16 protein-coding genes are annotated in these 18,336 nt (G+C 71.6%); 7 read left to right on the top strand and 9 right to left on the bottom strand.

Annotation, left to right across the window (positions count from 1 at the left end):
* Nucleotides 1-15: 15 nt before the first annotated feature.
* Nucleotides 16-189, top strand: a complete 174-nt coding sequence (locus ACTMTF_RS03250) for a hypothetical protein (protein WP_441109134.1) — start codon at nt 16-18, stop codon at nt 187-189.
* Nucleotides 190-240: 51 nt separating this feature from the next.
* Nucleotides 241-2,001 carry an AMP-dependent synthetase/ligase gene (locus ACTMTF_RS03245; protein ID WP_441109133.1) on the top strand — a complete coding sequence of 587 codons (1,761 nt, stop codon included), beginning with the start codon at nt 241-243 and terminating at the stop codon, nt 1,999-2,001.
* A 10-nt stretch (nt 2,002-2,011) separates the two neighbouring features.
* On the opposite strand, the gene ACTMTF_RS03240 is transcribed toward ACTMTF_RS03245, so the two are convergent.
* A complete protein-coding gene (locus tag ACTMTF_RS03240; protein WP_441109132.1) occupies nt 2,012-3,082 on the bottom strand; it encodes an acyltransferase family protein in 1,071 nt (356 codons plus the stop codon).
* The gene (locus ACTMTF_RS03235; RefSeq protein ID WP_441109131.1) at nt 3,079-3,696 is read right to left on the bottom strand and encodes a TetR/AcrR family transcriptional regulator; all 618 of its coding nucleotides are present in this window, start codon (nt 3,694-3,696) and stop codon (nt 3,079-3,081) included. Before ACTMTF_RS03235 ends, ACTMTF_RS03240 begins: the two co-directional genes overlap by 4 nt.
* Before the next feature lie 113 nt (nt 3,697-3,809).
* On the opposite strand from ACTMTF_RS03235, the gene ACTMTF_RS03230 reads away from it, so the two are divergent.
* Both ACTMTF_RS03230 and ACTMTF_RS03225 read left to right on the top strand, forming a co-directional pair.
* Nucleotides 3,810-4,631 (top strand): SAM-dependent methyltransferase, encoded by an 822-nt coding sequence (locus ACTMTF_RS03230; RefSeq protein ID WP_441109130.1) that lies wholly within the window; start codon nt 3,810-3,812, stop codon nt 4,629-4,631.
* Nucleotides 4,632-4,814: 183 nt separating this feature from the next.
* A complete protein-coding gene (locus tag ACTMTF_RS03225; protein ID WP_441109129.1) occupies nt 4,815-5,699 on the top strand; it encodes a helix-turn-helix domain-containing protein in 885 nt (294 codons plus the stop codon).
* 11 nt (nt 5,700-5,710) lie between these two features.
* On the opposite strand, the gene meaB is transcribed toward ACTMTF_RS03225, so the two are convergent.
* From meaB to ACTMTF_RS03205, 4 genes are all read right to left on the bottom strand, one after another.
* Entirely contained in the window at nt 5,711-6,748 is a 1,038-nt protein-coding gene (gene meaB, locus ACTMTF_RS03220) for a methylmalonyl Co-A mutase-associated GTPase MeaB (protein ID WP_441109128.1), read from the bottom strand.
* A gap of 132 nt (nt 6,749-6,880) precedes the next feature.
* Nucleotides 6,881-9,028 carry a methylmalonyl-CoA mutase gene (gene scpA / locus ACTMTF_RS03215; RefSeq protein ID WP_441109127.1) on the bottom strand — a complete coding sequence of 716 codons (2,148 nt, stop codon included), beginning with the start codon at nt 9,026-9,028 and terminating at the stop codon, nt 6,881-6,883.
* Complete coding sequence (locus ACTMTF_RS03210) at nt 9,025-10,806, bottom strand: methylmalonyl-CoA mutase family protein (RefSeq protein WP_441109126.1); 1,782 nt, start codon at nt 10,804-10,806, stop codon at nt 9,025-9,027. Before ACTMTF_RS03210 ends, scpA begins: the two co-directional genes overlap by 4 nt.
* A gap of 45 nt (nt 10,807-10,851) precedes the next feature.
* On the bottom strand, nt 10,852-11,448 hold the full coding sequence (locus ACTMTF_RS03205) for a peptidoglycan recognition protein family protein (protein ID WP_441109125.1): 597 nt from the start codon (nt 11,446-11,448) through the stop codon (nt 10,852-10,854).
* 18 nt (nt 11,449-11,466) lie between these two features.
* Here ACTMTF_RS03205 and ACTMTF_RS03200 point away from each other — a divergent pair, with 18 nt between their 5' ends.
* Complete coding sequence (locus tag ACTMTF_RS03200; protein ID WP_441109124.1) at nt 11,467-11,664, top strand: hypothetical protein; 198 nt, start codon at nt 11,467-11,469, stop codon at nt 11,662-11,664.
* Between the two features lie 38 nt (nt 11,665-11,702).
* Here the strand turns inward: ACTMTF_RS03200 and mtnA are convergent, their stop codons facing one another.
* Nucleotides 11,703-12,650, bottom strand: coding sequence for an S-methyl-5-thioribose-1-phosphate isomerase (gene mtnA / locus ACTMTF_RS03195; protein WP_441109123.1), 948 nt, complete (start codon nt 12,648-12,650; stop codon nt 11,703-11,705).
* A gap of 71 nt (nt 12,651-12,721) precedes the next feature.
* On the opposite strand from mtnA, the gene ACTMTF_RS03190 reads away from it, so the two are divergent.
* A complete protein-coding gene (locus ACTMTF_RS03190) occupies nt 12,722-14,284 on the top strand; it encodes a protein kinase domain-containing protein (RefSeq protein ID WP_441109122.1) in 1,563 nt (520 codons plus the stop codon).
* 52 nt (nt 14,285-14,336) lie between these two features.
* Complete coding sequence (locus ACTMTF_RS03185) at nt 14,337-15,452, top strand: DUF5925 domain-containing protein (RefSeq protein WP_397000452.1); 1,116 nt, start codon at nt 14,337-14,339, stop codon at nt 15,450-15,452.
* An 83-nt stretch (nt 15,453-15,535) separates the two neighbouring features.
* Here ACTMTF_RS03185 and ACTMTF_RS03180 read toward each other — a convergent pair whose 3' ends face one another.
* Nucleotides 15,536-16,918, bottom strand: a complete 1,383-nt coding sequence (locus ACTMTF_RS03180; RefSeq protein ID WP_441109121.1) for a hypothetical protein — start codon at nt 16,916-16,918, stop codon at nt 15,536-15,538.
* Nucleotides 16,915-18,261 (bottom strand): SWIM zinc finger family protein, encoded by a 1,347-nt coding sequence (locus tag ACTMTF_RS03175; protein WP_441109120.1) that lies wholly within the window; start codon nt 18,259-18,261, stop codon nt 16,915-16,917. The genes ACTMTF_RS03180 and ACTMTF_RS03175 overlap by 4 nt, the downstream gene beginning before the upstream one ends.
* Between the last annotated feature and the right edge of the window lie 75 nt (nt 18,262-18,336).

Raw genomic sequence — 18,336 nt, 5'->3', positions numbered from 1 at the left:
CATCAGGTTGGTCCCATGGACTCCAGACATCTCCACGACCCCTTCGCCATGACCGTCGTCTCCTCCCATCTCACCTCCGACGGGACCGTCTCCTACCTCCGGTGCGCCTGCGGCGTGTGGGAGGTGCGCACCGGAGGCCTGGTGGGAAGCACGTCCGGGAGCACGAGGCGGGCCGGGACCATCGACTGATCCGCTTCGTTCGCCTTAGAGTCTGCTCATTCCCCCCACAGGAGGTCAGGCATGTCGAGCATCCCCGTCCTGCTCCGCGACCGGATCGCGGCCACTCCCGACGCCGAGGCCTACCGCACGCCGTCAGGCGACGGCTGGAGCTCGATGTCGTGGCGGGAGGTCGGGGAGCGGGTGCGCGAACTGGCGCTCGGGCTGGCCGGGCTGGGGGCCGGTCCGGGCACCAAGGTCTCGATCCTCTGCTCCACCAGGCTCGAGTGGGTGCTGTGCGACCTGGCGGTGCTGTCGACGGGCGCGGCCACCACCACGATCTACCCGTCCAACACCGCGGCCGAGTCGGCGTTCGTCATCAACGACTCCGGCAGCACGATCGTCATCGCCGAGAACGACGAGCAGGTGGCCAAGCTCACCTCCGTGCGCGATGAGCTGCCCGACGTCACGCGGGTCGTGGTGATCGACGGTACGCCCGGCGACGACGGCTGGGTGATCACGCTGGACTCGGTGCGCGGCGAGGGCGACTACGACGCCATGGTGGACGCCATCGGGCCGGACGCCGTGGCCACGGTCATCTACACCTCCGGCACGACGGGCCGGCCCAAGGGGGTGGTCCTCACCCATGACAACTGGCTGTACGCCGCCGGCGCCGTCCGCGAGCTCGGCCTGCTCACCGGCGACGACCTGCACTTCCTGTGGCTGCCGCTGTCGCACTCGTTCGGCAAGCTGCTGCAGGTCGTGATGATCGGCGTCGGGGTGCCGACCGCGATCGACGGCCGCCTGGACCGGATCGCCGACAACCTGGGCGTACTCCAGCCGACCTTCATGGCCGCGGCGCCGCGCATCTTCGAGAAGATCCACAACACCGTGGCCGCCACCCAGCAGCGCGAGGGCGGCGTCAAGCTGAAGATCTTCGAGTGGGCGCGGGCGACCGGCGTCCGGGTGGTGCGGGCGCGCCAGCGTGGCGCGGCGGTCCCGCTGACCACCCGGCTGGAGTTCGCGGTGGCGGACCGGCTGGTCTTCGGCAAGCTGCGGGCCAGGTTCGGCGGCCGGATCCGCTTCTTCATCTCGGGGGCGGCGCCGCTCTCGGCGGAGATCGCCGAGTTCTTCGACGCGGCGGGGCTGACGATCCTGGAGGGCTACGGCCTCACCGAGTCCTCGGCCGGCAGTTTCTTCAACCGGCCCGGCAGCGTGAAGTTCGGCACGGTCGGGCCGCCGCTCCCCGGCACGACGGTGCGCATCGCCGAGGACGGGGAGGTCCTGATCGGCGGGCGCGGCGTCATGCGCGGCTACCACGGGCTGCCGGAGGAGACGGCCGAGGCGCTGGAGGACGGCTGGCTGCACACCGGCGACATCGGCGAGCTCGACGCCGAGGGGCGGCTGTCCATCACCGACCGCAAGAAGGAGCTGATCAAGACCTCCGGCGGCAAGTACGTCGCGCCCACCTATCTGGAGGGCCGGCTCAAGGCGGCGTGCCCGTACCTGTCGCATGTGTTCGTGCACGGCGACCGCCGCAACTACTGCACGGCGCTGGTGACGCTCGATCTGGACGTGACCGTACCGTGGGCGCGGTCCCTCGGCCTGCCCACCGACCCGGAGGAGCTGCGCGGGCACCCGCGGATGCGCGAGGAGGTGGAGAAGGCGGTCGAGCAGGTCAACGCCGAGCAGGCGAGCTACTCCACGATCAAGAAGTTCGCCATCCTGGCCCAGGACTTCACCGTCGAGGGCGGGGAGCTCACCCCCAGCCTCAAGGTCAAGCGCAAGGCCGTCGAGCAGCGCTACGGCGACACCCTCGACGCCTTCTACCAGGATCCCGTCTGATCCGCGCGGCTCACAGCACCCGCCTGGCCCCCGGCAGGGAGCGCACCAGGTAGGCCAGCCCCCAGCACAGCGGCAGCGAGACGACGGCCGCGACCGCGAACTTGACGATCGCGATCGCCTGCAGGCCGCTCAGTGCGTGACCGACGGCGACCAGCACGAGGGGATGGACGATGTAGACGGTGAAGGCGTGCGCGGACAGCCACCTGCCACGCCTCCCCTGGGCGCCGAAGCGCTCCCTGAAGAGCACCACGAGCCCGATGACGAGGCTGACCGCGAACGCGGACTCCCAGGTCGCGGTCAGCGCCGTCGAGACCGCTCCCGTGGTCATCACCGAGAACGGCACCAGCACCGCCGACGACACGCCCGCGACCGCGAGGCCGACCCTTCCGGCGCGGGCGGGCAGCGTCTCGAACCAGCCGCGCCGGAAGGCGACGATCCCGGCCACGAACATGCTCGCGTACTGCGGCAGGAAGGAGGGTGTGGGCAGCCCCAGCACCGGCACGTGGCTGCCGGCCGGGACCGGGATCCGCCACAGGAACGTCGCCACCGACAGGCCCAGCACGAACAGCACGATCCACCGCGCCCGCACCGCCGACGGACGCGCCTCGGCGGGGCGTCCCCCGCGCCGGTAGAGGGCGTAGAGCAGGGCGAAGACGAGCAGCACCTCCACGAACCACATCGGCCCCGGATCCCACGTGCCGAGGTAGAACCTCCAGTAGTCCTGTCCGGCGTGATCGCCGAGGGTGACCAGGGGGCGCAACAGGAGCAGATAGGCCAGCAGCGGGACGCCGAGCCGCACCAGCCGGTCGCGGACGAAGGTCCGCCCGCCCTTGCGATCGTGGGAGCCCGGCGTGAAGAAGCCGGAGATGAGGAAGAAGAACCCCATGAAGAACGCCTGGTCGATGGTCACCAGCATGTCCAGGGCGACGCCGGAGGGGTCACGGGCCGGGTCGCTGTAGTACCACAGCGGGAGGTTCCCGTACGTGAGCGCGACGTGGTGCAGGACGACGAGCGCGGTGAGCACCACGCGGAGGTTGTCGACGGCGTAGAGCCTGGACGCGGTCCTCGGCTCGGTCTTCATGTGCACGCCCTTTCCAGCAGGTCGGCCAGCTCGCGTGCGTGGGCGTCGAGGTCGTGGCCGGGGTTGGCCACCCAGTAGGCGAACATGTTGTCGAGGGCCGAGGAGTGGGTGATCGCCATCACCCGGACGTCGAACTGCCTGAACTCGCCGTTCTCCTGGCCGAGCCGGTAGATCTCCTCCAGCGACCGGTAGATCTCCTCGTTGCCGTTGATGCCGTAGCGCGGCTCGCCGTCGTCGGTGCGCAGGTGGTTGACGATCTGGCCGAGCGCGATGAGATGGGCGCGGTTGGCCCGCATGTACGCGGTGACGGACAGGATCTGCGTGCGCAGCAGGCCGGCGGCCGTGCTGACGTCGTCCATCCTGGCCACCACGTGCTCGACGATCTCGCTGTAGACCCGGGTGACCACCTCCTCCATCAGCTCGTTCTTGCCGGCGAAGTGGTAGGAGATGACGCCTTTGCTGATCCCGGCGTGCTGGGCGATCCGGGCCAGTGACGCGTGGGTGAAGCCGTGCTCGGCGATCACCTCGATGGCGGCGGCGATGATCTGCGCGCGCCGTGCCTCCTCGATGAAGGAGCGCCCTTTCTGGCCTATCGGTTTATTTTCTGGCCGCATGGCCAGAAAATAGCACATGCGGCCAGGGGGTCGAGCAGGGTGATCATTCCTGTGGCCCGGCAAGGCAGGGGAGGCTACGTTGTTGGGGGACAAATCAGGAGGAGACGCCCCCCATGGACTCGTCGCGGCAGGAATCCCCACCCGAGATGGACACGACCGTGCCGCACTCGGCGCGGGTATGGAACTACTTCCTCGGTGGCAAGGACTTCTATCCCGTCGACCGCGCGGCCGGCGAGCAGTACCGGGCGATCTTCCCTGAGATCATCGACATCGCCAGGACCGACCGGGCCTTCCTCGGCCGCGCCGTGCGCCACCTGGCCGGCGAGGCGGGCATCCGCCAGTTCCTGGACATCGGGACCGGCCTGCCGACGATGGACAACACCCATGAGGTCGCCCAGCGCGTCGCCCCGGAGTCCCGGATCGTCTACGTCGACAACGACCCCCTGGTGCTGCTGCATGCCAACGCGCTGCTCACCGCCTCCCCGGAGGGCGCCTGCGCCTACGTGGACGCCGACCTGCGCGACCCGGACACGATCCTGGAGCACGCCGCGCGGACGCTCGACCTCACCCGGCCCGTCGCGATCATGCTGCTGGGGATCCTGCACTTCATCCCGGACTTCGACCAGGTGCGCGGCATCGTGACACGGCTGATGGACGCCGTGCCGTCCGGCAGCCACATGGCGCTCACGCACGCCACGCTCGACCTGGGCGGCGAGCAGACCGCACAGGCCAACTCCGAGGCCCAGCAGGCGTGGAACGAGCAGGCCACCGACACGATCACCCCGCGCACCCACGCCGAGGTCAGCCGCTTCTTCGACGGCCTGGAACTGCTGGAGCCCGGCCTGGTCTCGATGTCCCGCTGGCGGGTCGAGGCCACCCCCTGGGGCGAGCCGGCCGAGGTCTCCGGCTTCTGCGGCGTCGGCAGAAAGCCCTGATCCCGCCACCCTCACGGCGGCCTCTCACGGACGGCTCCAGCACCGGACGTCACGCCGCCACGCCGACAGCGTACGATCTCCAAAGCGCATGGTGGCCGAACCGTTCAGCGTGGCAAGATGGTCCGCGATCGTTTCGCGGCGATCTTCGCCGATCTAGGAGCATCTATGCGACGTGCTCGCAGTATGGGTGACCTGAGGGACGTTCCCGAGGGTGATTCCCGCAGGGCCGGGCCGACGGCACTGCGCATGCTGGTCGGGGCACAGCTGCGCCGGCTGCGCGAGGCCAAGGGGATCACCCGCGAACGCGCCGGGTACGAGATCCGGGGCTCACACTCCAAGATCAGCCGCATGGAGCTCGGCCGGAGCGCGTTCAAGCTCCGCGACGTGGCCGACCTGCTCGTCCTGTACGGCCTGGACGAGTCCGAGCGCTCGGCCGTGCTCTCCCTCGCCGAGCAGGCCAACGCCCTCCCCTGGTGGCACGACTACCGGGACGTGATCCCCGACTGGTTCGAGGCCTACGTCGGGCTGGAGCAGGACGCGGCGCTGATCCGCATCTACGAGGTCCAGCTCATCCCGGGCCTGCTGCAGACCGAGGACTACGCCCGCGCGGTCATCGCCCAGGGCTACGACACCGTCACGGCCGAGCAGATCGAGCGCCGGGTGGCGATGCGGATGCACCGCCAGCGGATCCTGACGCCGCCCTCCTCGCGCAAGATCTGGGTGGTGCTGGACGAAGGGGCGCTGCACCGCCAGGTCGGCGGCAGCGCCATGATGCGCGCCCAGCTCGAACACCTCGCCGAGCTCGCCGGCCAGCCGCACATCACGATCCAGGTGCTGCCGTTCACCTCCGGCGCCCATGTCGGCGGTGTGGGGCCCATCACGATCATGCGTTTCGCCCAGGCGGAGCTGAACGACGTCGTCTACCTCGAACAGGTCAACGGCGCCCAGTACTTCAGCAGGGAGGCCGAGGTGCTCCCCTACCAGCACCTGCTGAACAAGCTGGGCATCCACGCGGAGCCCATGGCCTCGACCCCGGCGATCCTCCGAAGGATCATGAGCCGCCTTTAGGCCGGTACGCCTCAGTCCGTGCCGCGCTTGAGCACCGGCGGCTCGGGGACCGGCGGCCCGGGGACCAGCGGCTCGGAGACCAGCTCGGAGACGGACAGCTTGAAGACGGACAGCAGCCGGTCGGCCGCCAGCGCCGGGGTCAGCGTGCCGGCCAGCACCTCCCGCTCCACCTCGGCGCTGATCGCCGCCACCTCCGGGTCGTTGCGCAACGCGGTGAGCAGGCGGTCACGGACCAGCGTCCAGGTCCAGCCCACCTGCTGACGGCTGCGCTTGGCGGCCAGGTCGAGGCCCTCCTGGTGGGCGAGGACCTGACGCCACACCTCCTGCAGCCCATCGCCGGTGAGCGCGCTGCAGGTCAGCACCGGAGGCGGGGGCGTGTCCGAGCGGAGCATCCGCAACGCCCCGGCCAGCTCGCGGGCCGCCTTCTTCGCCGCGAGCGCGTGCTCGCCGTCGGCCTTGTTGACCGCGATGACGTCCGCCAGCTCCAGCACCCCCTTCTTGATGCCCTGGAGCTGATCCCCGGTGCGCGCCAGCGTGAGCAGCAGGAAGGTGTCCACCATGTCCGCCACCGCCGTCTCGGACTGGCCCACGCCGACGGTCTCGACCAGCACCACGTCGAACCCGGCCGCCTCCACCACGACCATGGCCTGCCTGGTCGCCTTGGTGACGCCGCCGAGCGTGCCCGAGGTGGGCGAGGGCCGGATGAACGCGGCCGGGTCCACGGACAACCGGGCCATCCGCGTCTTGTCGCCCAGGATGCTGCCGCCGGTCCTGGTGGAGGAGGGGTCCACGGCCAGCACGGCCACCTTGTGCCCCTGGCCGGTCAGCGACGTGCCGAGCGCGTCGACGAAGGTCGACTTGCCGACGCCGGGAACGCCGGACACGCCCACCCGCCTCGCCTGACCCGCGAGCGGCGTCAGCTCGACCAGCAGCCGCTGCGCCTGGGCCATGTGGTCGGGCCTGGTGGACTCCACGAGCGTGATCGCACGGGCGATCCACGTACGCGAGCCCGCCTTGACGCCCCGGACATAGTCCTCCAGCGACCGCACCTGGGCCCTCCTTCTCTGCTGGTCACACGAGCTTAACTCTCGACAGATCACAATATTTGCCGCTGAGGAGCCGGGTGCCCCCATGCTTCTGTTCGAGAAGCCGGAGGAGAGCCGCGACGAACGTCGCAGGGGCTACTGACGCTTGCGGAGCTCTGTGAGGAGGTCCAGGGCGGCGGTGGCGATCACCGTGCCGGGTGGGAAGATCGCGGCGGCGCCGGCGGCGCGCAGCTCCGCGAAGTCGTCCGGTGGGATGACGCCGCCGACCACGATCATCACGTCCCCGGCGTCCAGGTCGGCGAGCGCCTGCTTGAGCGCGGGCACCAGCGTGAGGTGGCCGGCCGCCAGGGTGGAGACCCCGACGATGTGCACGTCGGCCTCGACCGCCTGTCTGGCCACCTCCTCCGGCGTCTGGAACAGGGGGCCGACGTCCACGTCGAAGCCCAGGTCGGCGAAGGCGGTGGCGATCACCTTCTGGCCGCGGTCGTGGCCGTCCTGGCCCATCTTGGCGACCAGGATGCGCGGGCGGCGGCCCTCGGCGCGCTCGAAGTCGGCGCACGCCTGCCGCGCCCGTTCGATGTCTCCGGCCGGTCCGGCCTCGTCGCGGTACACCCCCGAGATGGTACGGACCTGCTCGGCGTGCCGGCCGAACACCCGCTCCAGCGCGGCGGAGATCTCCCCCACGGTGGCCTTGGCGCGGGCGGCGTCGACGGAGAGCTTGAGCAGGTTGTTCTCCAGGCCGGGCGCGGGGTTGTCGGCGGCCTTCGTCAGCGCGTCCAGCGCCCGCCCGACCGCGTCCTCGTCACGCTCGGCCCTGAGCCTGCGGAGCTTGTCGAGCTGCTGGGCGCGCACCGCGCGGTTGTCGACCCTGAGCACCTCGATGGGCTCGTCGGCCTCGGGACGGTACTTGTTGACGCCGATGACCGGCTGGCGGCCCGAGTCGATGCGGGCCTGGGTGCGGGCGGCGGCCTCCTCGATGCGGAGCTTGGGCAGGCCCGCCTCGATCGCCTTGGCCATGCCGCCCGCCTCCTCGACCTCCTGGATGTGGGTCCAGGCGCGTTCGGCCAGGTCGTGGGTGAGGCGCTCGACGTAGTAGGAGCCGCCCCAGGGGTCGATCACCTGCGTGGTGCCGGACTCCTGCTGCAGCAGGAGCTGGGTGTTGCGGGCGATGCGGGCCGAGAAGTCGGTCGGCAGCGCGAGCGCCTCGTCCAGGGCGTTGGTGTGCAGGGACTGGGTGTGGCCCTGGGTGGCGGCCATGGCTTCGACGCAGGTGCGGGCGACGTTGTTGAAGACGTCCTGGGCGGTGAGCGACCAGCCGGAGGTCTGGGAATGCGTCCGCAAACTCCACGATTTCGGATTTTTCGCATTAAATCCGGATACAAGGTTGGCCCAGAGCAGGCGCGCCGCGCGGAGCTTGGCGACTTCCATGAAGAAGTTCATGCCGATGCACCAGAAGAAGGACAGCCGTGGCGCGAACCGGTCCACGTCCATCCCCGCCGCGACCCCCGCCCGCAGGTATTCGACCCCGTCGGCCAGCGTGTAGGCGAGCTCCAGATCGCAGGTGGCTCCCGCCTCCTGAATATGGTACCCAGAAATACTAATAGAGTTGAATTTCGGCATCTTTTCACTCGTATAAGCAAAAATATCCGAGATTATGCGCATGGACGGGGTCGGAGGATAGATGTACGTGTTCCGTACCATGAATTCTTTGAGGATGTCGTTCTGGATGGTGCCGGCGAGCTGCTCGGGCGCCACCCCCTGCTCCTCGGCGGCGACGATGTAGAGCGCCAGGACCGGCAGCACCGCGCCGTTCATCGTCATCGACACCGACATCCGGTCCAGCGGGATCCCGTCGAACAGCTGCCGCATGTCGTAGATGGAGTCGATCGCCACCCCCGCCATCCCGACGTCACCGGCGACCCTCGGGTGGTCGGAGTCGTAGCCCCGGTGCGTGGCCAGGTCGAAGGCCACCGACAGGCCCTTCTGCCCGGCCGCCAGGTTACGCCGGTAGAAGGCGTTGGAGTCGGCGGCCGTGGAGAAACCGGCGTACTGGCGGATGGTCCACGGCTGGTTCACGTACATCGTGGGATAAGGGCCCCGCAGGTACGGCGCCGCTCCCGGATAGGTGTGCAGGAAGTCGAGCCCTCGCAGGTCCTGGGCCGTGTAGAGGGGCTTGACGGCGATCCCTTCCGGCGTCAGCCACGGCTCTCCCTCGGCGGGCCCGTCGTCCGGCACGGACCGGACCGAGTCGTTCAGCGGGATGCGGGAGAAGTCCGGGATCATGCCGTCACCTCCAGGTCGCGGAAGGTCGTGCGGAGCACGTCGAGCGCGTCGCATCCGGCGAACAGGCACGCGTCGACACCGTCATAGCGTTCCTTCCCCGCCAGCCAGACCCTGTGCGCGCCCGCCCGTCTCAACGCGGCGGCCACCGCCTCCGCGTGCTGGCCGTACAGCTTGTCACTGGAGCACAGGCAGGCGACGGTGGCGCCGCTGACGGCGAAGGCCGTGGCGATCTGCTCCGGGTCGGTGCCGGGGCCGGCGGTCTCGGTGGCCAGCCCGCCCGCGTGGAACAGGTTCGCGGCGAACGCGGCCCGCGCGGTGTGCGCCGCGACGGGGCCGATCGTGGCCAGGAACACCTTCGGACGTACGGGCTGCGCGTCGGCGAGATCACGCAGCGCCTCGAACTCCCGCGCGTAGCGGATCGCCGGCATCCCCTGAGCAGATGACGCCTCCTCGGCTCCCAGCGCCTCCTGAGCGGGCGGCGTCTCGTGGGCGGAGGGGGACGCGCGGAGGGGCTTCTCGTCAAGGTGGGCGAACTCGCTGACGCCGGTGATCGGGAGGCGGCGGTGTGCGATGTCGGCGGCGCGGCGTTCACGGGTGGCGGCGATCCGGGCGGAGATCAGCTCGCCCGCCGCCTCGACCCCGCCGGCCGCCTCGATCTCCTGGAACCAGGCCCACGCGCGCTCGGCCAGGTCGGCGGTGCGGCGCTCGACGGCCCAGGAGCCGCCCGCCGGGTCGGCCACCCGGCCGACGCCCGCCTCCTCCAGGAGCAGCAGCTGGGTGTTCCGGGCGATCCGGCGGGAGAACGCGTCGGGCGGCCGCAGGGCGGCGTCGAAGGGCTGGACGGTGACCGCGTCGGCGCCGCCCACCCCGGCGGCGAAGCAGGCCAGGGTGGTGCGGAGCATGTTCACCCAGGGGTCGCGGGCGGTCATCATGGCCGAGCTCGTCACCGCGTGCTGGCGCTGCGGGCTCTCGACGCCGCACACGTCGGCGACCCTGGCCCACAGCTTTCTGGCGGCGCGCAGCTTGGCGATGGTGGCGAACTGGTCGTCGGTCGCCGCGTAACGGAACTCCAGCTGACCGAACGCCCGCGCCGTCCCCAGGTGGTCGAGCGCCCGCAGGTCGGCGACCGCCAGGGCGATCGAGCAGCCCAGTTCCTCGGCGTCGCTGCCACCGGCGTCGTGGTAGGGCGTGGCGTCCACGGTGACGGCCCGCAGCGCCGGGAAGTCGGCCGCGCACCGCGCCGCGAGCTCGGCGGTCACCTCCGGCCCCACCGCGCCAGGACCGGCGGCCGAGGCGCCGAGGTTGCCGCTGAGCACGGGGCCGCCGCCCTGGACGGCGCGCGCGGCGGCCACCGCGAACAGTGCTTCGGCGGCCTCTCGCGTGCGGGGGCCCGCCTCCAGCGCGATCGGCGCGAGGTCGAGGTAGACGTCCTTCAGCACCCTGGGCAGCGCCGCGACGGGGATGGCCCCGTCGCCGACGACCAGCCAGAGCGAGGTGACGCCGCCGGTCAGGTCGGCGAGCACCGCTTCGGGGTCGGGGATGTCGTGGCGCTGCCGGACGTCCCATCCGGTGCCGGCCCGTGCTCTCCGCTCGAACGGCTCGGCGGCGGGCAGGTCGGCGGCGTCGTAGAGCGGGGCGACCGTGATCCCGTCGTAGGTCGGGCTGGACAGGGCCTCTTCCGGGGTGGCGGCCTCGACCCCGGACTTGCGTAGGACGGCGAGCGCGAGTGCTCGCCAGTCGTCACGGTCAGTGGAAGGGAATCCCGCTGCCAGATCCATGGTCTGGATAGTAAGCGCACGCTGGCACCGTTGGGGAAACCGGGGTCAGGTCGTCGGAGCGTCCCAGGTCAGGCGCCAGGTGACGGGCCCCACGACACCGTCGTCCTCGATGTCCTGCTGACGCTGGAAGGAGCGGCACACCTCGCGCGAGGCGGGACCGTACGCGCCGTCGACGTCGAGCTCGAAGCCGCGCTCGGCGATCCTCGTCTGCCAGGTCCGCACGTCGTCACCCCGCATGACCGGCGGGTACTTCAGCAGTCGCCCGGGAAACGGCGGGGCCGTCGTGGGCGGGTCACCGGGGGCGGTGTCGGTGCCGGGGCGGGGCGCGCCTCGCTGGACCCAGGCGTACAGCGGGCCGCCGGGGCAGTCGGTGGGGAACCCGTCGCGGTGCCCCTTGATCTCCTTGCCCGCCCGCCCCTGATCGCGTACGTGGTCGACGGCGTCGAGGATGGCGTGCAGCAGGGCGTCGGGCGGCTGCACCAGGCCGGAGTTGCCGACCAGGCCGAGCACGGCGTAGTGGCCCGAGTTGAGCCCGGAGCCGTTGGCGGCTGGTAAGTGGTGCAGCCCCCGCCCCTCGAAGACCTTCTTATGGGGACACGCGACGAACGAGTAACCAATGTCGATCCACCCATTGCCGTCCATATGGTGACTCTGAATGGATTGGACGAGTTTGACGCACCCGGCATGGTCGCCGACGATTCCGGGATCGACCCGCCCACCTGTGTAGTGAACCTTCACCCCCTTGGTGGAACCAAGCTGTGTGTAGTCGCCGCGCGGCGACCGCGCGTCCCAGTCCTGTCGTCTGACAAGGTCAATGGCCATACCGTGCTCCAGAAAATCGGCATTGATGACGACTGAGCGTAACGTGGGAAGCACAGATAGGTCTCCGGTTCTGACTATTTCGCTGAAGGCCGGATGACACGCCTCTCCGTCACGATGGCAGTGATCAACTCGTGTGGCGTCACGTCGAACGCCGGATTGGCCACCTGTGTGCCCTCAGGAGCGACCCTTATACCCGCGAATGTGGTGACTTCGCCGGGGGCGCGATCCTCGATCTCGATGTGCTCGCCCGACGGCGTCGCCGGGTCGATCGTGCTCTCCGGGGCGACGACGATGAAGGGCACCCCGGCCCGCTGGGCGCCGAGCGCGAGCGCGTACGAGCCGATCTTGTTGGCGGTGTCGCCGTTGACGGCGATCCGGTCCGCGCCGATGAGCACCGCGTCGACACCTCCCCGCGACAGCAGGTACGGTCCCGCGGAGTCGGCGATGAGCCGGTGCGGCGCCCCCATCCGAGCCAGCTCCCAGGTGGTGAGCCTGGCACCCTGCAGCAGCGGACGGGTCTCCAGGGCGAGCACCTCGGCCAGCCGCCCGCGTTCGTGCAGCGTCTGCGCGACGCCGAGCGCGGTGCCCCGCTCGACGGCGGCGAGCCCGCCGGTGTTGCACACGGTCATGATCCGCAGGCCGTCGCCCTCCAGCAGGTCCGCGCCGCGCTCCCCCATGGCCAGGCAGGCGGCGATGTCGTCGTCCCTGATCCGCAGGGCCACGCGCAGCACGGCCTGCGGCCCCTCCCCGAGGTGCGCGGCGGCCTGGTCGACCCCCCAGGCCAGGTTGACGGCGGTCGGCCGGGCGGCCCGCAGCCTGGCGATGGCGTCGCGGTCGTCCCCGGCGAGCACCACGCCGAGCGCCCCGGCCACGCCCAGCGCGGGCGCGCCCCGCACCGCCAGCCGCTGGATCGCCTCGATGAGCTCGTCCACGCCGCGCAGGCGCAGCATCACGCACTCGCCGGGCAGCCGGGTCTGGTCGACGAGCTCGACGGCGCCGTCCACCCAGTCAATGGTTCTCACGTCTGCACGCTAACGCAGACGGTACGAGTCACGACCTATCGCCAGACGTGGCGAGCGGTAACGTAGCGCCCATGGTGACCCCCCTCACGCCGGACGATCCGCCCTCCCTGGGCGGCCATCGGCTGGCCGGGCGGCTCGGTGAGGGCGGCCAGGGGGTGGTCTACCTCGCGCACTCACCGGCCGGCGAGCCCGTCGCGATCAAGCTGCTGAGCACGGGCGACCGCGAGACCCGCGCCCGGCTCGCCCGGGAGCTCCAGGCGCTGGAGAGCATCGCGTCCTTCTGTACGGCGCGCGTGCTGCACGCCTCGACCGAGGGGCCGCGCCCGTACGTGATCAGCGAGTTCATCGACGGGCCCTCGCTGGCCGACCGGGTGCGGGATCGGGGCCCGCTGGCCGGCGGCGAGCTGGAACGGGTGGTGGTCGGCAGCGCCACCGCGCTGGCCGCCATCCACGCGGCCGGGATCGTGCACCGCGACTTCAAGCCCGGCAACGTGCTGCTCGGGCCGGACGGTCCCCGTGTGGTGGACTTCGGCATCGCCAGGGCCGAGGGGGCGGCGACGATGACCTCCGGGCTGATCGGCACCCCCGCCTACCTGGCCCCCGAGCAGATCAACGGGACCCCTGCCTCGCCCGCCTCGGACGTGTTCGCGTGGGCGGCGAGCATGGTGTACGCGGCGACGGGGGTCAGCCCGTTCGGCGCGGACACCGTCCCGGCGGTGCTGCACCGGGTCCTGCACACCGACCCGGACCTGAGACCGTTGCCGCCCCGGCTGCGCGCGGTGATTGCCGGCTGCCTGGCCAAGGATCCGTCCCGCCGCCCCACGGCCAGAGACCTGATCGGCATGCTGGTCGGCCCGAACACCCCACCCCTGACGGACACGACCACCGGCGGCCCCCACACCACCCCGCCACCCGGCGTCTCCCACCCCGGCGGACCGGTGGCGGGGCCGTCCGGAGGCTTCGCCCACCCCGGCGGCATGCCGCCCCCGGGGATCTCCGGGGATCCCCATCGCACTGGCCCGCCGGGGCCGGCGCACAGGACCGGCGTGCCCCGGCGGCGTTCGCGTGGGGTGCTGATCGGCTCGCTGGCCGTCGTGGTGGCGCTGACGGCGGGCGGGTACGCGCTGCTCTGGTTCACCCGCACTCCGCCCATCGTGAACGACCTGTCCACCACGCCCTCTCCTACGCCGAGCGCGGACACGGCGTCCCCTTCCACCCCGGTCACGGAGCCCACCCCGGCCCAGGAGCCGACATCGCGGGAGAGCGCCGCGGAAGGCGGGCTCAAGGTTCCGGCGGCGCTGGCCGGCACCTGGTCGGGCAAGGCCAGCGGCACGATGCTGGACAAGCGGTTCGACGACGAGGCCGTCACGATCATCCTGCGCCAGGGCCGGAGCACGGGCGTGTGGGAGTCCCCCGGCGAGGACCCCGGCTGTGCGAAGGGCACCCTCAAGCTGACCCAGGTGGCCGGTACGAAGCTATCCTTCGACCTGACCGGTCTCGGCGGCGTCTGCGCCATCCTCGACAGCACGGGCGGCATCAAGGTGTCGCTCGACCGCAAGGACGAGGACCGGGCCGACTACGAGCTGACCATGTTCGGCGGGGAGAGCAAGGGAGAGCTGACCAAGACAGGGTGATTTCCCGCAAACCCTTCGACATCAAGTCCCGCTAACTGTGATCATTGGAGTCATGTCTGTGATGAAGGAGGTGCCGTTCCCCGGTCAGGAGTCGGGCGAGCTGCCGATGAAGATCTGGATCGACGACTCCGACTCGGCCATCGACGTCATCGATGCCCTGGCGCTGTCGCCGTTCGCCACCGGTGTCCAGCCCTGGTCCCGGCTGGCGAGTCTGGAGCGGGTCCGCCCGGACGCGCCGCTGCGTCCCTCGCACGGCCGCGTCGTACGGACCGCGCAGATCGAGGACGGCTCGGAGTCACGGCTGATCTGCGGCGACGGCTGGACCCTGCGTGTCATCCGGCACCGCAACCGCGCGGCCACGATCAGCGTCACCGCGATCAGCGAGGAGCTGGCCCGCTCGGTGCTCAAGGAGAGCCTGGAGGGGGCGGAGGAGCCGGAGCCGGACACCGACCACGTCGACATGGGCTTCTGGTGGCGCGGCTCGCACGGCGGCACTCGCTCGGACAAGCCGATCACGGCCCAGCCCTGGCAGGACATCAGCGGCAACTACTCCGCGGCCGTGCGCCGCTCGCTGGACGACCTGATGGCCGTCACCCCGGCCGACGTGAACGGCCGGCTCATCCTCCTGCACGGCCCTCCCGGCACCGGCAAGACCACGCTGCTGCGCACGCTGGCCAAGCAGTGGCAGGAGTGGTGCCAGGTCGACTGCGTGCTCGACCCCGAGCGGCTGTTCGACGAGCCCGGCTACCTGATGGAGGTGGCCGTCGGCTACGACAACGACGAGGACGACAAGCAGCGCTGGCGGCTGCTCGTGCTGGAGGACTGCGACGAGCTGATCAGCGCGTCGGCGAAGTCCCAGACGGGGCAGGGGCTGTCGCGCCTGCTCAACCTGACCGACGGCCTGCTCGGCCAGGGCCGTGACGTGCTGGTGGCGATCACCACGAACGAGGACCTGGCCCGCCTCCACCCAGCCGTCGTGCGTCCCGGCCGCTGCCTGGCGCAGCTTGAGGTCGGCCCGCTGACCAGGGACGAGGCGGTCTCCTGGCTGGGCCACTCCGACGGTGTCGGCCCTTCGGGCGCGACCCTGGCCGAGTTGTACGCCCTCCGCTCGGGCCGCGCGGTCACCCCGTCGGCCTCCAGCGGCGAGAACACCGGCCTGTACCTGTAGTCCCCGCCGCGCTCGCGGCTCCTGCCGCCGGAAAATGGTCCCCGCCCGGGTGCGCCCCCGCGACTCCCCCGGGCGGGAAGCTGTCAGTTCAGGGCGGCCCGCAGGTGACGGGCCGCCCGGAGGAAGCCGCTCTCGCCCGCGCGGCCGGCGATCTCCGCCACGCACGGCAGCTCGCCGCCGGCCCCGGTCCGGTGGGCGATCCGGGCGGCGAGCTCGAGCACCTGGGTGTGCCCGGCGTGCGCCCGCTCGCCCGGCCCCGGCAGGTAGGCGGGCAGCAGGCCGGTCATGATCTGCCATACGTGGTCGTGGCCGCCCCGGTCGGCCGCGAGCTCCATCGATTCGCGCAGCGCCGCCGCCTTCAGCCAGGTCCGCCGCAGCAGCAGCGCGAGCTGACGGCCGACCTCGGCGGTGGGCAGGTCGCCCCTGGCGGCCAGGTCGAGGAGCAGCGACACCCCAGAGGGGGCCCGGTTCCACTTGCGGTTGAGCAGGAAGTAGGCCGCCAGGAGCGCGATGGCCTCCCCCGGGGGCCCGTCCGTGACCGACAGGATCTGGACGTGGGTGAGCTCGATGTGGGATCCGTGCTCCCGGCAGAAGAGGTGCGGCAGGTAGTGCACGGCCACGGCTTCCCGATCGTGGGGCAGCATCGCGGGCCAGCCACGCGGATCGTCTCCGTCGGCCTGCCACCGGGACGGGCGAGGGGCGGACAGCAGGTGGTCGACGAGCTCCAGCCCGGTGTGCTCCGCGCGGATCCCAGGGACGAGGGAGACCTCGCTGGACGGGGACGGCTCCCGATCGTCGAGGTAGACGCCCGAGCCGTGCCGCCAGGCGATCCGGGTCCGCGGCTCCGGCCTGCCGGTCAGCCAGCCCGCCAGTGTGACGCCCGCCGCGGAGGTCAGGCGGCCCGCTCGCGCCGCCACCTCCGGCGGGATCCGGCGGGGCAGCCGGAGCAGCGCCTGCTGCAGGTCGGCGGGCAACGCCTCGACGCCCGCCCGTTCGTACCCCTCGATCCGGGCGACCAGCGCGGCCGGGTCGAGCCCGCCGGTGCCGGTGGTGGGGGTGGCCAGCAGGTACGGCGGCGCGGTGCCGCCGCGCACGGCGGCGTGGATCTCGGCCAGGCGGCGCAGCAGGAGCCAGTGCGGCGCGGAGACCCGCGAGATGTCGGGGAGCCGGCCCACCGGGTGCGGCCCCGGCGTGGTGACCAGGTCGGCCATCGCCTCCACCCACTGCGCCGGATATGGCCATTCGCGCTTGTCGTACGGGGGTGCCTGCCGCACCGCCGGCTCTCGCATCGCCTCCCTGAGCCCTGGGAGGTCCTCGGTGCGGAACCTGACGAACGCCTCCAGCCAGCGCTCCAGGTCCTGCCAGGTCTCACCAGCGGCCGCCTCGCCGAGTGCGCGCTCCAGCTCGGCCACCGTCGGCGCGTCACCGGCGGCGGTCGCCGTGCTCGTGTTCCTTCCGGCGCTCATGCGGGCACGTCCACGATCAGGCGGGCGGCGATCCGGGCGGCGAGCACGTGCTTGCACGGCCCGCGTGAGCCGCGATGGTCGAACCACCACGCACAGGTGCAGGTCCCCTGCTCGATCCCGACCTGCCGGACGCCGCCGGAGGTGGTGACCTGGGCCTGGTCGCCGTCGAGCCGGACCGCGCCGGAGTCGGCCAGCGCGCGGGCGGCGGTGAGCCGGGGGTTGAGCTGTGCCACCTGCTCCCGGTCGTAGGGCAGCTCGCGGTGGAAGTGGGAGGCGTCGTGCAGGTCGTAGCCGACGCGGCCGGCGGTGCCGAGCTGGGTGAGCGCGGCGCGTACGCGCTCGACCGTGAGCCCCGAGCGGTCGGCGAGCAGCCCGATCTCCACGGTCGGCTCGAAGTTGAGCAGCATGCCGACCACGTCGGCGTCGCCGGCGGCCTCGTCGGTGGCCAGGTGCGAAAGGACGGCGCCCTCGCCGGAGAACCCGCGCCACGGCTCTGGTGAGACGGCCAGGGTGTAGCGCATGCCGGGCAGCTCCAGCTCCCACGCGCTCGCCTGGTGCTGGGTGCCGGCCGCCGGGCCGTACACCCGCAGCGCCTTGGCGAACCTGAGCAGCGGCATCAGCGTGGCGACGCGGCCGACGCCGGCCAGGCTGACGGCGTCGCCATTCCCTGGGCCGTGACCGGGGCCGGAGGCCAGGCGCAGATCGCGGCCGGACGGCACGGCCCACACGGCGGTGGCGGCCTTGCGCGGCAGCGACCGCAGGAAGCGCACCGCCTGCGGCCCCTTCAGCTCCGCCCGCAGGTCGAAGCCGGCCGCGATCACCTGCACCTCGGCGAAGCCGCGCAGCCAGCGGGTGGGCAGCGGCACCTTCTTCTCCACGACCGCGCCGTCGAGCGTGGTGACGGTCAGCTCGTCGGGGCCGACGCCGAGGTGCAGCGGGTCCCTGCCGCCGACTCTGGCCAGCGACTCGCGCAGCGGGCCGTTCACGTCGACGTTGGTGGTGCCGCGGTCGAGCACGTCGCCGTCGAGGCCGAGCACGTCCAGGCGGGCGTAGACGCCGCCGCAGGCGGAGAACGACTCGAACCTGAGCCGGCCGCCGTCGCAGGTCACCACCGGGTCGCGGGTCCAGCCGGGGCGGGGCTGGTGGTAGCGGGTGAGGGCGACGTCGGCCACGGCCAGCAGACCGGCGGCGGCCGGGGCGGCGTGGGTGAGCAGCCCGCTGAAGAACCGGGGGTGGGTCTGGGGGCCCGAGAGGGCCGTGCCGCCGGAGGTCGACAGCCCGAGACGGCCGTCGGCGAGCACGGAGGGCCCGGCGTAGGAGTACGCCTGCACCGCTTGAGTCATGATCGGGACGATAGTGATCACCACTGACACATTCGGCGGACTTACGTAAACCCTCCGATGCGCGGGCGGTGCGGC

Source organism: Nonomuraea sp. ZG12, from assembly GCF_052068115.1.
GTDB lineage: Bacteria > Actinomycetota > Actinomycetes > Streptosporangiales > Streptosporangiaceae > Nonomuraea.
The sequence above is the reverse complement of the archived record's forward strand: the minus strand, read 5'-3'. Positions and strand labels throughout refer to the sequence as shown.

What these genes read in the sequence shown, in the direction of transcription:
- ACTMTF_RS03250 (WP_441109134.1), top strand. Translation starts at nt 16, where the DNA reads ATGGACTCCAGACATCTCCACGACCCCTTCGCCATGACCGTCGTCTCC.
- ACTMTF_RS03245 (WP_441109133.1), top strand. Translation starts at nt 241, where the DNA reads ATGTCGAGCATCCCCGTCCTGCTCCGCGACCGGATCGCGGCCACTCCC.
- ACTMTF_RS03240 (WP_441109132.1), bottom strand. Translation starts at nt 3,082, where the DNA reads ATGAAGACCGAGCCGAGGACCGCGTCCAGGCTCTACGCCGTCGACAAC.
- ACTMTF_RS03235 (WP_441109131.1), bottom strand. Translation starts at nt 3,696, where the DNA reads ATGCGGCCAGAAAATAAACCGATAGGCCAGAAAGGGCGCTCCTTCATC.
- ACTMTF_RS03230 (WP_441109130.1), top strand. Translation starts at nt 3,810, where the DNA reads ATGGACTCGTCGCGGCAGGAATCCCCACCCGAGATGGACACGACCGTG.
- ACTMTF_RS03225 (WP_441109129.1), top strand. Translation starts at nt 4,815, where the DNA reads ATGGGTGACCTGAGGGACGTTCCCGAGGGTGATTCCCGCAGGGCCGGG.
- scpA (WP_441109127.1), bottom strand. Translation starts at nt 9,028, where the DNA reads ATGATCCCGGACTTCTCCCGCATCCCGCTGAACGACTCGGTCCGGTCC.
- ACTMTF_RS03210 (WP_441109126.1), bottom strand. Translation starts at nt 10,806, where the DNA reads ATGGATCTGGCAGCGGGATTCCCTTCCACTGACCGTGACGACTGGCGA.
- ACTMTF_RS03205 (WP_441109125.1), bottom strand. Translation starts at nt 11,448, where the DNA reads ATGGACGGCAATGGGTGGATCGACATTGGTTACTCGTTCGTCGCGTGT.
- ACTMTF_RS03190 (WP_441109122.1), top strand. Translation starts at nt 12,722, where the DNA reads ATGGTGACCCCCCTCACGCCGGACGATCCGCCCTCCCTGGGCGGCCAT.
- ACTMTF_RS03185 (WP_397000452.1), top strand. Translation starts at nt 14,337, where the DNA reads ATGTCTGTGATGAAGGAGGTGCCGTTCCCCGGTCAGGAGTCGGGCGAG.
- ACTMTF_RS03180 (WP_441109121.1), bottom strand. Translation starts at nt 16,918, where the DNA reads ATGAGCGCCGGAAGGAACACGAGCACGGCGACCGCCGCCGGTGACGCG.
- ACTMTF_RS03175 (WP_441109120.1), bottom strand. Translation starts at nt 18,261, where the DNA reads ATGACTCAAGCGGTGCAGGCGTACTCCTACGCCGGGCCCTCCGTGCTC.